This window comes from Kitasatospora paranensis, assembly GCF_039544005.1.
Classification (GTDB): domain Bacteria; phylum Actinomycetota; class Actinomycetes; order Streptomycetales; family Streptomycetaceae; genus Kitasatospora; species Kitasatospora paranensis.
Map to the genome: position 1 here is coordinate 1539621 of NZ_BAABKV010000001.1, position 13136 is coordinate 1552756.

At 74.3% G+C, this 13136-nt stretch carries 9 protein-coding genes and 2 pseudogenes; 6 read left to right on the top strand and 5 right to left on the bottom strand.

The genetic code is table 11. The annotated features are described in order from the left end of the window. Window positions 1-8: 8 nt before the first annotated feature. Window positions 9-467, bottom strand: a complete 459-nt coding sequence (locus ABEB13_RS07780; RefSeq protein WP_345704858.1) for a CBS domain-containing protein — start codon at window positions 465-467, stop codon at window positions 9-11. A gap of 365 nt (window positions 468-832) precedes the next feature. On the opposite strand from ABEB13_RS07780, the pseudogene ABEB13_RS40380 reads away from it, so the two are divergent. Both ABEB13_RS40380 and ppsA read left to right on the top strand, forming a co-directional pair. Further along, window positions 833-1866 (top strand): annotated as a pseudogene (locus tag ABEB13_RS40380) (PEP/pyruvate-binding domain-containing protein). Between the two features lie 29 nt (window positions 1867-1895). Continuing rightward, window positions 1896-3200, top strand: coding sequence for a phosphoenolpyruvate synthase (ppsA, locus tag ABEB13_RS40385; protein WP_425559957.1), 1305 nt, complete (start codon window positions 1896-1898; stop codon window positions 3198-3200). 45 nt (window positions 3201-3245) lie between these two features. Here ppsA and ABEB13_RS07790 read toward each other — a convergent pair whose 3' ends face one another. After that, on the bottom strand, window positions 3246-3941 hold the full coding sequence (locus tag ABEB13_RS07790) for a CBS domain-containing protein (RefSeq protein ID WP_345704859.1): 696 nt from the start codon (window positions 3939-3941) through the stop codon (window positions 3246-3248). A gap of 159 nt (window positions 3942-4100) precedes the next feature. On the opposite strand from ABEB13_RS07790, the gene ABEB13_RS07795 reads away from it, so the two are divergent. Together ABEB13_RS07795 and ABEB13_RS07800 are read left to right on the top strand one after the other, a co-directional pair. Continuing rightward, a complete protein-coding gene (locus ABEB13_RS07795) occupies window positions 4101-4391 on the top strand; it encodes an MBL fold metallo-hydrolase (RefSeq protein ID WP_345704860.1) in 291 nt (96 codons plus the stop codon). Continuing rightward, entirely contained in the window at window positions 4385-5524 is a 1140-nt protein-coding gene (locus ABEB13_RS07800) for an MBL fold metallo-hydrolase RNA specificity domain-containing protein (RefSeq protein WP_345704861.1), read from the top strand. The genes ABEB13_RS07795 and ABEB13_RS07800 overlap by 7 nt, the downstream gene beginning before the upstream one ends. A 145-nt stretch (window positions 5525-5669) precedes the next feature. Here ABEB13_RS07800 and ABEB13_RS07805 read toward each other — a convergent pair whose 3' ends face one another. From ABEB13_RS07805 to ABEB13_RS07815, 3 genes are read right to left on the bottom strand one after another with little or no spacing between them, the layout of a single operon-like run. After that, window positions 5670-6329, bottom strand: coding sequence for a hypothetical protein (locus ABEB13_RS07805; protein WP_345704862.1), 660 nt, complete (start codon window positions 6327-6329; stop codon window positions 5670-5672). Beyond that, the gene (locus ABEB13_RS07810) at window positions 6326-7036 is read right to left on the bottom strand and encodes a CBS domain-containing protein (protein WP_345704863.1); all 711 of its coding nucleotides are present in this window, start codon (window positions 7034-7036) and stop codon (window positions 6326-6328) included. Before ABEB13_RS07810 ends, ABEB13_RS07805 begins: the two co-directional genes overlap by 4 nt. Window positions 7037-7041: 5 nt before the next feature. Next, window positions 7042-9777, bottom strand: coding sequence for a bifunctional acetate--CoA ligase family protein/GNAT family N-acetyltransferase (locus tag ABEB13_RS07815; RefSeq protein ID WP_345704865.1), 2736 nt, complete (start codon window positions 9775-9777; stop codon window positions 7042-7044). A gap of 258 nt (window positions 9778-10035) precedes the next feature. On the opposite strand from ABEB13_RS07815, the gene ABEB13_RS07820 reads away from it, so the two are divergent. Together ABEB13_RS07820 and ABEB13_RS07830 are read left to right on the top strand one after the other, a co-directional pair. Beyond that, complete coding sequence (locus ABEB13_RS07820; protein WP_345704866.1) at window positions 10036-10731, top strand: helix-turn-helix domain-containing protein; 696 nt, start codon at window positions 10036-10038, stop codon at window positions 10729-10731. Further along, a pseudogene (locus ABEB13_RS07830) lies at window positions 10626-13120 on the top strand (glycoside hydrolase family 65 protein). Before ABEB13_RS07820 ends, ABEB13_RS07830 begins: the two are co-directional and overlap by 106 nt. Window positions 13121-13136 lie beyond the last annotated feature (16 nt).

The window sequence follows — 13136 nt, forward strand, 5'->3', positions numbered from 1 at the left end:
GGTGCTCCTCAGGTGGTCGGGCGGCGCCCCCGGGGCGCCGGGCCTGCGGCGCCCTCACGGAGCGTGCTCCAGGAGAGCGGGCCCAGCAGGTCCTCGAGTCGTTGCAGGACGTCCAGGAAGAGGTCGTCGACGGAGAGGAGGCCGACGAGTCGGCCACCGCCGAGCACGGGCAGCCGGCGCACCCCTGTACGCCGGAACGTCCGGTAGGCGGTGCCGAGGTCGTCCGCGGCGTCGACGGTGGTCACGGGGGCGGACATCAGGCCCGAGACCGGGGTGTCCGGTCCCAGGCCGGCCGCGAGGGTGCGGAGTGCGAGGTCGCGGTCGGTGAGGACCCCGTGCAGACCGTCCGGACCGGTGACGAGCACGCAGCCGACGGACTGCTCGGCCATCCGGGCGGCCGCGTGGCGGGCGGTCGCGTGCAGAGGGACGGTGACCGGTGGTGTGATCATCAGGTCGGCGATGCGCATCGGTGCTCCTGCCACGTGGTCGGGGCCTCGCGGCCTCCTGGTGCCGCCGGCTCCCGGCCCGCCTCTTCAGGACGCCACACCTGGCAGCCCCGGGCGAGGGCTCGGCAGGGCACCGCCGCTGGGTCGGTCGGCCCCTCGCGGGCGCTGCCCGGCCCTGCGGACAGGGGGCACGAGCCTCTGGAGCGGCGTGGCCCCGGTCGGTGACGCTGGGCGGGGAGGGAAGGGAGCAGAACGGCGGACTGCCGGTCCCGAAGGCGGTGGCACGACCCCGACCGGGTTCGCCCCGCCCGCGCGGCCGCGCACTCCGCCGTGTCTGCGCACTCCGTCCGGCCCCCGGCCGGACCTAACACGCCCCGGGAGCAGCCATGTGCCGTGTCGTCAGGTTCGCCGATCTGGGACGCGACGACGTCGGACGGGTGGGAGGCAAGAACGCCTCGCTGGGCGAGCTGGTCGGCCACCTCGCGCCGGCGGGCGTCCGCGTGCCCGACGGGTTCGCCGTGACCGCCGACGCCTACCGCGAGTTCCTCGCCACCGGCGGGCTGCGGGAGACCGTCGCCGAACAGATCCGCCGCCTGCACGACGGCGCGCCGCTGGCGCAGGTGGGATCCGCGGTGCGGGCCGCCTTCCTGGCCACGGCGCTGCCGTACCCGCTGGTGGCGGAGATGGGTGATGCGTACGCCCGACTCGCCGAGCAGACGGGTCGGCCCGATCCGGACGTGGCCGTCCGCAGCAGTGCCACCGCCGAGGACCTACCGGAGGCGAGCTTCGCCGGGCAGCAGGAGACGTTCCTCAACGTCCGCGGCGCCGCCGCCCTGTCGGAGGCGTGCCGGCGCTGCTTCGCGTCCCTGTTCACCGACCGGGCGATCGACTACCGGGAACGGCTCGGCTTCGATCACCTCTCGGTGGCACTGTCGGTCGGCGTACAGCTGATGGTCCGTTCGGACCTGGGCGGCGCCGGAGTGATGTTCACCCTCGACCCGGAGAGCGGCTTTCCGCAGGCCGTCGTGGTGAGCGCGGCCTGGGGCCTCGGCGAGACCGTCGTCAGTGGGCAGGTCGACCCCGACGAGTACCTGGTCTTCAAGCCGCTGCTCAAGGACGAGAACCTGGATCCGGTTCTGGCGTCCACCGTCGGAGCCAAACGGCGCAAGGCCGTGTACGCGGACGAGGGCCTGACACGGACGGTCGACACCACGGCGCAGGAGCGGGCCTCCTGGTCCTGACCGACAGCGAGGTGCGCAGCCTCGCCCGGTGGGCGGTCGCGGTCGAGGAGCACTACGGCTGCCCGATGGACCTCGAGTGGGCGAAGGACGGCACCACGGGAGGGCTGTACATCGTCCAGGCCAGGCCTGAGACCGTCCAGTCACGGCGCCGGGGGCCGTCCTGCGCCGCTACCGGCTGACCGGCACCGGCGAGCGGCTGGCCACCGGCATCGCCGTCGGCGAGGCGATCGGCACCGGCCCCGTGTGCGGTCTCACCAGCCCCGTGGAGCTGGAACGGTTCCCGGCCGGGGCGGTGCTCGTCACCCCGATCACCGACCCCGACTGGGAGCCGCTGATGAAGCTGGCCTCGGCGATCGTCACCGACCACGGCGGCCGCACCTCGCACGCGGCCATCGTCAGCCGGGAACTCGGCGTGCCGGCCGTGGTCGGTACCGGGCGGGCCACCGCCGTGCTGACCGACCGGCAGGAGGTGACGGTCTCCTGCGCCGAGGGCTCGGAGGGGCACGTGTACGCCGGGCACGTGGACTTCGAGGAGTCCGAGACGGACGCCTCGGCGCTGCCCGCGACCCGGACGAAAGTGATGCTCAACCTCGCCGATCCGTCGGCGGCATTCCGCTGGTGGCGGCTGCCGGCCGACGGTGTGGGGCTCCTCCGGACGGAATTCATGGTCGCCCACCAGATCCGCGTCCACCCGATGGCACTGGTCCACCCCGAACGGCTGCCGGCCGCGGACAGGCGCCTGCTCGACGAACTGACCGAGGGATACCCGGACGGGACGGAGTACTTCGTCGAGCGTCTGGCGCAGGGCATCGCCAGGATCGCCGCCTCGCGCTGGCCGGACCCGGTCGTCGTGCGGATGAGCGACTTCAAGACCAACGAGTACGCACGGCTGGTCGGCGGCGCGCCGTTCGAGCCGGTGGAGGCCAACCCGATGATCGGGTGGCGGGGCGCCAGCCGGTACGACGACGAGCGCTACCGCGAGGGTTTCGCCCTGGAGTGCCGGGCGCTGCGCAGGGTCCGGGTGGACACCGGCCTGACCAATGTCGTCGTCATGATCCCGTTCTGCCGCACACCGCAGGAGGCCGACCGCGTCCTCGCCGCGATGGCGGGCAACGGCCTGGCCCGCGGCGACCACGGCCTGCGGGTGTACGTGATGGCCGAGATCCCGTCCAACATCCTGCTGGCGGAGCAGTTCGCCGAGCGGTTCGACGGGTTCTCCATCGGCAGCAACGACCTGACCCAGCTCACCCTCGGGGTCGACCGCGACTCCGAGCTGCTCGCCCACCTCTTCGACGAACGGGATCCGGCTGTCACCCGCAGCATCGAGCATCTGATCACCGCGGCGCACACCGCCGGCCGCACCGTGGGCCTCTGCGGTCAGCGTCCGAGCAACGACCCGGAATTCACCCGGTTCCTGGTCGGCGCCGGGATCGACTCGGTCTCGGTGACACCGGACAGCTTCGCCGCGGTGAAGCAGCACGTGGCGGCGGCTGAGCAGGCGCTCGCCGGCTGACACCTGGCCTTCCGTCCCGTGCCGGCCCGGCACGGGACGCAGGGGTCACCGCCCTGCGTGGTAGGCCCGGGGATGCTCGACCGCCACGTCGGTGTCGTCCTCCAGGAAGTCCAGGGTCTGGTGGACGGCCACCACTCCGTCCACCGCGCGGCACAACTGCTCGGTGACGGCGACGAGACTGCGCCTCGGTACCCGGCCGGTCAGCGTGACCACACCGTCGTGCACGGTGACCCGGACGGCGTCCGGGGCCAGCCACAGCGTCCCGCCGAGCACGTCGTGGGTGATCTCCTCGCGGATCGCACCATCGTGGCGCAGGAAGACCTGGAGCAGGTCCCGCCGGCTGACGATGCCGACCAGCCGACCGATCTCGTCGACCACGGGCAGCCGCTTGACCCTGTGCTTGTCCATCGCGCGGGCGGCCTCGGGGATCGACCAGCCGGGACGGGCCGCCACAGCGGGCGCGGTCATCAGCCCGCCGGCGGTCTCGGCCTCCGCCCGGGCCCGGTCGTGCGCGCCGAGCCAGCGTCCGGGCGTACCGCTCTCCGGGTCGGGCAGCACCGCCGCCTTCCGGAGGAGGTCCGCCTCGGAGACCATCCCGAGCGGACGGCGCTGGTCGTCGACGACCGGCAGGGCGGTGATGTCGTTGCGGTGGAAGAGCAGCGCGATCTCCTTGAACGGCGTGTCGGGGCCGGCGGTGACGACCTCGCGGGTCATGACGTCGTGAACGGTGCGGTGCGACATGGTCCTCACTCCTCCGGGTGGTCCGAACTCCTCCACTGTCCGCCGCACGGCGTCGACGGCACAGGGCCGTTCGGTCCCGGAGCCGGGGCCGCTGCGCCCGTGCCCGGAACGGTCCGGCGGAGCGACCATGGGCAGAGGACCAGCCATCGGAGGCCGGACATGACCACGGAGAACGGCGCCGGCCGACCGGCGCCCCGACCGGGACTGCTCACCTTCCTCGGCGGCGTCGGGACGGTCACGGGCAGCAAGTTCCTGGTGGAGACCGACAACGCGCGGCTGATGGTGGACTGCGGCCTGTTCCAGGGCCTGGCCGAACTACGGCGACGCAACCGCCGGCCGCTCCCGCTCGACGCTGCGGACGTCCGGGCGGTGGTCCTCACCCACGCCCACCTCGACCACTGCGGCTACCTCCCCGGCTGGTCCGCGAGGGGTTCCGGGGCCCCGTGCTGACGACCCCGGACACGGCGCGCCTCGCCGAACTGATCCTCCGGGACAGCGCCCACCTGCTGCGCGAGGACGCCGACCACGCCAACCGGTACGGCTGGTCCAAGCACCGCCCCGCCGAGCCGCTGTACGACGACGAGGACGTCGAGAACACCCTGCGGATGTTCGATCCCGTCGCACTGGACACCGATGTCGAGATCACCGCCGGGATCGTCCTGCGGCTGCGCCGTGCCGGACACATCCTCGGCTCGGCCTGGGCACACCTCACCCTGGAGGACGGACACACCGTGGCCTTCAGCGGGGACCTGGGCCGGCCCGTCCACCCGCTGCTGCGCGCACCGGAGCCCTTCAGCGGCGCGGACGCGCTGGTGGTCGAGTCCACGTACGGCAACCGGCGTCACGAGGAGACAGCCGCACGCGAGTGGTTCGCCGGGGCGATCGAGCGCACCCTCGCCCGGGGTGGCACCGTGGTCGTCCCGTCGTTCGCGGTCGACCGGACGGAGGTCGTGCTGCACCAACTGGCCGAGCTGCGGCGCGAGGGCCGGCTCCCCGGGGACACCCCTGTCTTCGTCGACAGCCCGATGGCCCTGTCGGCCCTGCAGATCTACCGCGACGCCTTCGGGAACCGCTCGGACGAGCTGCGGCCCGATGTCCTGGAGCGCGGCGCCGCAGCCCTCGACCCGCAGCCGTTCACCCTGGTGCGCTCCCTCCAGGAGTCCCTGGCGCTCGAACGCTCCCGTGTCCCGTCCGTCATCGTGTCCGCCTCGGGAATGGCCACCGGCGGCCGTGTCGTGCACCACCTGCGCGGCCTGCTGCCGGATCCCCGCAACACGGTGATCGTGGTCGGCTTCGCGGCCGCAGGCACCCGGGCCCGCGATCTGGTCGACGGCACAAGGGCCCTGAAGATGTACGGCAGCTACGTCCCCGTGCGCGCAGAGGTCGTCAACGTGCCCGCCTTCTCCGCGCACGCCGACGCTTCCGAGATCCTCGACTGGCTGCGCGCCGCACCGCCGCCCGGTGCCACCTACCTGGTCCACGGCGAGCCGGAGGGCTCCGCGGCACTGCGCGACCGGATCGACCGCGAGCTGGGCTGGACGGCCGTCGTGCCCCGGCCGGGGGAACGCGTGCTGGTGCGCTGATCCGCGGGTCAGCCTGCGGGCGCCGCACCCACCGTGACCTCGTCCAGGTGCTGCACGACTGGGCCCGCGGTCACCGGTCGGGGCGGTCCGTGGCCGTCCGGACGGGCGAGGATGCTCAGCCCGAACGGGATTCCCTCCGCGGCGGTCAGATGCGGCAGGCTGCCGGCCAGGGACGCCGCCCGGCCGCCGTCGGTGTGAAGCAGCGCGAGGGCCAGCCGGAACATCGCCGGGCTCGGCGGGCCGCCCAGCCCGTAGTACTCGACGTCCACGGCGTCGACACACACCGCGACCAGCCCCGCCAGACCCGCGTGGCGCACCAGGAAGGCGCCGTGGCGGGTGGTGGACACCGCGGCCACCGCAATGCCCTCGGCCCGCAGCGCACGCAGCAGCCGGTGGGCGCCCGGCCTGCACCGGGGGCCCGCTCCTGCATCAGGTCACGGAAGCGCCGCGCGCCCTCCGCGGCGAGCAGCAGGACGAGGTCGTCCTCGGACGGTCCGAGGTGTTCGGCCGCGAGGTCGATCCGCCCGGTCTGCTGCCTCAGCAGAACGGCCGCGATGTCCAGGTCGAGGAGACCCGCCTCATCGGGCGCCAGGTGCACGGGTGGGTGCGCGCCGTACGGTTCTCCGGTGACGTGGGCGTACTGGCCCAGGAAGGCCTGCATGGCGTCGGCCCAGGCAGCGGTGCGCAGCGGCAGGCTGTCGGTGAGGACCGCGTCGGTGTCGACGACCACGGCGTCGATGCGGCGGGCGTCGATGCGCGGCCGCCCGGGGTCGGGTGGCCCGTGCGGGCGGGCGGTCCCGTTCACGGGTCGGCCCGCCCGTCGGCGGCGTCGGTGTCGTTGTCGACGTCCCAGGTGAGCCGGTCGGTGACACCGGCGAGTCCCTCGATCCGGGCCACCTGGAGGCAGAGGGAGGCGGCGTCGCCGCGGGTGCGGGTGCGGCCGGTCAGGGTGACGCGGCCGCGTTCGCAGTGGACGTGCAGCGAGCCGGGGGCCACTCCGGAGCCGGGTGTCAGGGCAAGGGTCAGGGCCAGGGTGCGGATGGCCTCGTCGTGCTCGCGGAGCGCGTCGAGGAGGTCGTGCAGTGTCAGCAGGCCGACCAGGCGGCCGTCGCGGTCGACGACGGGAAGGTGGTGGAGTCCCCTCTCGCTGACGAGGGCCACCGCTTCGCCGATGCCGGTGCTGTCGGCGACCGTGACGGCCGGGGCCGTCATCAGGTCGTGGGCGAGGATCCCGACGTCGGTGCTGCGTCCGGCCTGTGTCGCGGCGTACGCCGCGAGGACGTCGGAGGCGGCGATCACGCCGGCCACCGTGCCGTCCGGCCGGACGACGGGCAGGATCCCCCGTCCGGAGGCGGTGAGGGCGGTGACCACGGCGGCGAAGCCGGTGTCGGGGGTGACCGCGACGGCGGGACGGGTCATGCAGGTGCGCACCTGCGTGTGGCGGAGCGGGCGCGGGCTCCGCGGCCTGGCGAAGGTGGTGGCAGAGGTGCCGTCGAGGATGCTGTGGTCCACGGTGATCAGTGCTCCTCGGTGGTGGCCGGGCGGCGCAGCCGGCGCAGGTGGGGGTCGATGGCGTGCCGGGGTTCCAGACGGATCCGGGCGTCGACGCCGAGGAGTCCGTCGGGGCGGGCGATCAGCGGGTTGAGATCGGCCTCCGCGAGCTGGGGCAGGTCGGAGGCCATCCGGGACAGTCCGGCGAGGGTGCGGCGGACGGCGGCGACGTCGAGCGGCGGCCCGCCGGCGGCTCCGGTGAGCAGGGGCGCGCTGCGGAGTTCGCTGACCATGGTGGTCAGGTCGTGTTCGGTGAGCGGGGCCAGCCGGGCGGAGCGGTCGTCCAGGACGTCGGCCGCGGTGCCGCCGAGGCCGAGGACGACGAGCGGGCCGAACACCTGGTCCTGGACGACGCCGGCGAGCAGTTCGAGGCCGGGCGCGGCCATCGGCTGGAGGACCGCGCCGTCCATCCGGCGGCCGTACCGTTCGGCGAATCCGCGGTAGGCGGCGCGGATTTCGGCCTCGCCGGCCAGCCCGGTCCGGACGGCGCCGGCCCTGCTCTTGTGCACCTGGTCCGGCCAGTACGCCTTGAGTGCGATCCTCCCGTCATGGCCCTGCGTGCACAGGGTCCGGGCGGCGTGGAGGACCTCGTCCTCGTCCCGTGCCCAGTACGAGACGGTCATCGGGAGGCCGTAGCAGGCGAGGAGGTCGGCGGTCCGCCCCGGGTCGAGCCAGCCGCCGCCGGGGCGGGAGCGGAGAAAGTCGTCCACCAGCTGCCGGGCGGTGGCGGTGTCGGCCCGGGGCGCGGCGGCGGGCACGGCGACGGGTTCGGCCAGCCAGGCGGCCCGGTCCCGGGCGTGGGCCAGGGCGCGGGCGGCCGCGGCCGGGTCGGCGTAGGACGGGAGCATGCCGCCGCCCACGCAGCTGACATGGCAGACCGGCACCTGCTGGTCGGCCTGCACGACGGCGAGGGGGACGCGGCGGCGGGCCGGGCCCTCGCGGAGCGCCCAGAGGGCTTCGTGCGCCGCACCGCCGGCCAGCGCGGTGGGGACGAGGCAGATCAGCAGGGCGTCGACCGCCGGGTGCCGGGCCAGGAGGTCGGTGCACGCCTGGATCGCCGCCGGGTCGGCGGCCGCCGTGGTGTCCACCGGATTCCCGGCGTTCGCCCCGGCCGGCAGGACCGCGCGCAGGGCCGCCGCCAGGTCCGCGGGGAGTTCCGGCAGCAGCAACCCGGCGTCGGCACAGGCGTCGGCCGCGAGGATGCCGATCCCGCCGGCGTTCGAGACCACGACGACGGAGCCGCGCGGCGCGGGCAGTGGCTGGGCGTGCAGAAGGGCGGCCGTCTCGACGAGTTCGGCGATGCTGCGGGTGGCAGTGATGCCGGCCTGACGGAACAGGGCTTCGCGCGTCACGGTCGGGGTGGCGGCCGCGGCCGTGTGGGAGGCGGCACCGCGGCGGCCGGCGGCGGAGCGGCCGGCATCGACGGTCAGGACGGGGAACCGCCGGGTGACCCGGCGCGCGGTCCGCGAGAAGGCGCGCGGGTTGCCGAACGACTCCAGGTGCAACAGGGCCAGGTCGGTGTGCCCGTCGCCCTCCCACCACCGCAGCAGGTCGTTGCCGCTCACGTCGTACTTGTCACCGAGGGAGACGAAGCTGGAGGCGCCGATGCCGAGCCAGGCGAGGCGCGCCAGCAGGGCAATACCGACACCGCCGGACTGCACGGCGACACCGGCCGTGCCGGGCAGCGGGAAGGCGCCGCCGAACTCGGCGTCGAGCTGCACGGCCGGGTCGGTCTGGGCGATCCCGAGACTGTTGGGGCCGACCAGCCGCATGCTGTGGCGCCGGCAGGAGTCCACCAGGTCGCGAGCCTCGTCCGGGGCGAGACCGGAGGTGAGCACCAGCAGCGCGCGGACCCCGGCGCGGCCGCACTCCTCGGCCGCACCGGGCACGGCGGCGGCCGGAACGGCGAGCACGGCCAGGTCGGGGACACCGGGCAGGGCGGCGATCGCGGGGAAGGCGGCCTCGCCGGCGATCTCCTCGGCGTGCGGGTTGACGGCCCACAGGTCGCCGGTGAAGCCGCCCTCGCGGATCTTCGCCAGCACCGCCCGGCCGACCGAACCGGGCCGCCGGGAGGCACCGACCACGGCGACGGATCCGGGCCTCAGCAGGGCGGTCAGACTGGCGATGTCGGCGGTGCGGCCGCGTTCGTCGACGGCCTCCCGGTAGTGCTCGTCGTCCTCGTCGATCGGGACGCGGACCGTGATCTCGCCGTGTTCGAGGTGGCGGTGGACGGGCAGCCCGAGGTCGGAGAAGAGCTGCTGGACGGCCCGGTTCCCGGCCAGCGTGTCGGCCGCGAGTTCGCGGACGCCGCGCTCACGGGCGACGTGGACGAGGTGCTCGACGAGCAGCGTCCCGACGCCGTGGTGCTGCCAGTCGTCGGCGACGGCGAGCGCGAGTTCGGCCGTGTCGCAGCGCCCGTCGACGCTCTCGCAGTCCGCCTCCCCGACCAGGGCGCCGTCCACCCAGGCGCCGAGGGCGAGCAGGCCGGGCCTCGGCGGGCCGCAGAGCCGGTCGGCAGCCATCCGGGGTGCGAGTCGGCTGGCGCCGAAGAAGCGCTGCCGCCGGCTGGCCTCCGACATCCGCACGGCGTGCAGGGCGTGGACGGCATCGTGGTCGGCCGGGCCGAGCGGCCGGATGAGGGCGGTGGTGCCGTCGGAGAGCAGCACCTCGGCGCTGAAGGGCCGGTCCTCGATGGCGGACATGGGCGGTTCCCTCCGTTGGGCCCGGGGCGCGGCGCCGCCCGGGTGCGTCGTCCTCTCCAGACTCGCCTGCGGCGCACAGGGCCGACAGGGCCGTACGGTCCGGGACTGCGGGCCACAGGGGGCAGCGGCGGACCTCGCGGCCCGGCCGACCGGCCCGTTCGGCCCTCCCGTCCGCCCCGCCGGGGGCCGAGGATGGAAGGGAAGGACCCAGCCGTGATCGGGCGGTCACCGCTACGCAGCCGGGAGGCGGAGATGTTCATGAGCACCACGGAAGGCGGCTCTGTCCGGGCCGGCCCCGTCGGCCCCCGGGACACCGGCCGACGGCTGGTCGCCCGCCGCAAGCAGCTGGGACTGAGTCGCGAGGAGGTGGCCGGGCAGGCCGGCATGGGCACAGCCCACCTCGAATACCTCGAATCGAACCGGGGCGTCGTGGAGCTGGGGACGGCGTCCCGCCTCGCGGCGGCCCTGCGCACCTCCGTCCCGGACCTCCTGGGCGACAGTGGATCCGGTCCTCCTCTGCCGGCCGGCCGGCCCGTCATGGAGGAGCTGGAGTCCTGGGAGTGCTGGGCGAAGCTCGCGCCCCGGGGTGTCGGCCGCGTCGCTCTGGCGCTGCCGGACGGACCATGCGTCATCCCCGTCAACTACCGGGTCCTGGACGGGACGGTGCTCTACCGCACCACCGCGCACAGCACCCCGGCCGGGGCGGCCGGCAGCACGGTCGCCTTCGAGGTCGACCGGCTCGACGACGCGCTCCGCAACGGCTGGAGCGTGCTCGTCGTCGGCCCCGCGAAGCTCGTCACCGAACCCGAGGCCCTCGCCTGGTTCGGAGAGCACGCCGACCCCCGGCCATGGGTCGGGGACGAGGGCCGCGACACGTGGGTCCGGATCAGCCCGGGCCGAATCACCGGCCGAGCGCTGCGCAGCACGGACGCGGCCCCGCCGGACACTCCGTGACATCCGGGCGACCGGACGCCGCATGGCTGCTCCGCTTCGAGGGCTCCGACCCGGCCGGGACGGGCACCCGCGAAGTGCTGTGCGCCACCGGGAACGGCTACCTGGTCAGCCGGGCAAGCGCACCGGAGGCGCGGGCCGACGGCGTGCACTACCCGGGCACCTACCTGGCCGGCGTCTACGACCGGGCGTCGTCCGAGGTGGCGGGCCGTACCGTGGAGAACGAGGACCTGGTCAACTGCCCGAACTGGCTGCCGCTGACCTTCCGCCCGTCGGGCGGTGCCTGGTTCACCGGGCCACCGGCCGAAGAGACGCTCGAACTCGACATGCAAAAAGGGTTGTTGACCCGCCGAGCCCTGGTTGTCGACACCCTCGGCCGCCGTACCCGCCTGGTGCAGCGCCGTCTCGCCAGTCAGGCACAGCCGCACCTGCTGGCGCTGGAGACGGAGCTGACCCCGGAGAACTGGTCGGGCCGCATGGAGGTCCGCTCGGCCCTGGACGGCGCCGTCACCAACACCGGCGTCGCCCGCTACCGGCACCTGACCGGCCGCCACCTCGTCCCCGCCGGGACGGGGTGGGCCCCGACGGAGTGCTGTGGCTCCAGGTCTCGACTGCGGGCACACCGCTGCGCATCGCCCTGGCCGCCCGGACCCGGGTGCGGCACCAGGGTCCGAACCCCGAGGTGTCCCGCAGCGACGACCTCCGCGCGGACGCGGCATCCCAGACCCTGGGGATCGACGTGGTCCGGGGCGTCCCGGTGACGGTCGAGAAGACGGTGGCCGTCTTCACCTCGCGCGACCGTGCGACCGGCGACCCGCTCGCCGCGGCCCGGCGTCTCGCGGCGCGCACCGCAGGGTTCGACCGGCTGCTGCGGGACCACGCCGCACGGTGGGCCGAACTGTGGCACCGGTGCCGGATCGACGCCGACTTCGACGGGGCGACCGCCCTCCACCTCAACCTCTTCCACCTGCTGCAGACGTACTCGGAGCACTCGGTCGACCTCGATGTCGGCATCCCGGCCCGGGGCCTGCACGGCGAGGGCTACCGCGGGCACGTCTTCTGGGACGAACTGTTCGTCCTCCAGTTGCTCAACCTGCGTTTCCCGGAGCTCGCGCGGGCCGTCCTGCAGTACCGTCACCGACGCCTCGGCGCGGCCCGCACAGCCGCCCGCCGGGCCGGGTACGGCGGGGCGATGTACCCGTGGCAGAGCGGCAGCGACGGGCGCGAGGAGTCCCAGCAGCTGCACCTGAACCCGCTCTCCGGGCGGTGGCTGCCCGACCACAGCCACCTGCAGCGGCACGTCGGTTCGGCGGTCGCCTACAACGTCTGGCAGCACTACCAGGCCACCGGCGACCTGGAGTTCCTCGCCGGTACCGGCGCCGAGATGCTGTGGGAGATCGCCCGCTTCTGGTCGTCCGCCGCCGTCCACGACCCGGCACGCAACCGGTACTCGATCCGCGGCGTCCTCGGCCCGGACGAGTACCACGACGGCTACCCCTGGTCGGACCGCCCCGGGCTGGACGACAACACCTACACGAACGTGCTGGCCTCTTGGGTGCTGGCCCGGGCGCTCGAAACCGTGGAGATCCTGCCGGCACGCCGGCGCGACGAGCTCCTGGAACGCCTGGCCCTGGGCCGCGGCGAACTCGACCGGTGGCAGGAGGTCGGCCGCCGGCTGCACGTGCCGTTCCACGACGGGATCCTCAGCCAGTTCGACGGCTACGAACGGCTGGCCGAGCTGGACTGGCCGGCGTACCGGGCCCGCTACCCCGACCTGCGCCGCCTGGACCGGATCCTGGAGGCGGAGGGCGACACCGTCAACCGCTACAAGGCCTCCAAGCAGGCGGACGTGCTGATGCTGTGCTACCTGTTCTCGCCCCGCGAGGTCCGCGACCTGCTGCGCAGGCTCGGCTACCCCGCCGGACACGACCTGCTGCACCGGACGGTCGACCACTACCTGCGCCGCACCGTCCACGGGTCCACCCTGAGCGCCGTCGTGCACGCCTGGGTGCTGACCCGCAGCGACCGGCGGGCGTCCTGGCGGTTCTTCCGGGACGCCCTCGACGGGGATCTGCACGACCTCCAGGGCGGCACCACCGCCGAGGGCGTCCACCTGGGCGCGATGGCGGGCGCCGTCGACCTGCTGCAGCGGTGCTACACCGGCCTGGAGATCCGCGAGGACGCGCTCTGGCTGGACCCGCGCCTGCCGTCCGCACTGGGCCGGATCGACCTCGACCTGCGCTACCGCGGACACTGGGGCGTGCGCATCCACGTGGACCGGCGCACGGTGGTCGTCGCCCTGCGCGAGAGCCGTCAGGACCCGGTGCAGGTCCGCTTCCGGGGCTCGGCCGTCACGATCCGGCCCGGGGAGCGCCGGGAGTTCCCACTCTGAATCCCGGGCCGGCAGG

What these genes read in the sequence shown, in the direction of transcription:
- ABEB13_RS07780 (WP_345704858.1), bottom strand. Translation starts at nt 467, where the DNA reads ATGCGCATCGCCGACCTGATGATCACACCACCGGTCACCGTCCCTCTG.
- ABEB13_RS07790 (WP_345704859.1), bottom strand. Translation starts at nt 3,941, where the DNA reads ATGTCGCACCGCACCGTTCACGACGTCATGACCCGCGAGGTCGTCACC.
- ABEB13_RS07795 (WP_345704860.1), top strand. Translation starts at nt 4,101, where the DNA reads ATGACCACGGAGAACGGCGCCGGCCGACCGGCGCCCCGACCGGGACTG.
- ABEB13_RS07815 (WP_345704865.1), bottom strand. Translation starts at nt 9,777, where the DNA reads ATGTCCGCCATCGAGGACCGGCCCTTCAGCGCCGAGGTGCTGCTCTCC.
- ABEB13_RS07820 (WP_345704866.1), top strand. Translation starts at nt 10,036, where the DNA reads ATGAGCACCACGGAAGGCGGCTCTGTCCGGGCCGGCCCCGTCGGCCCC.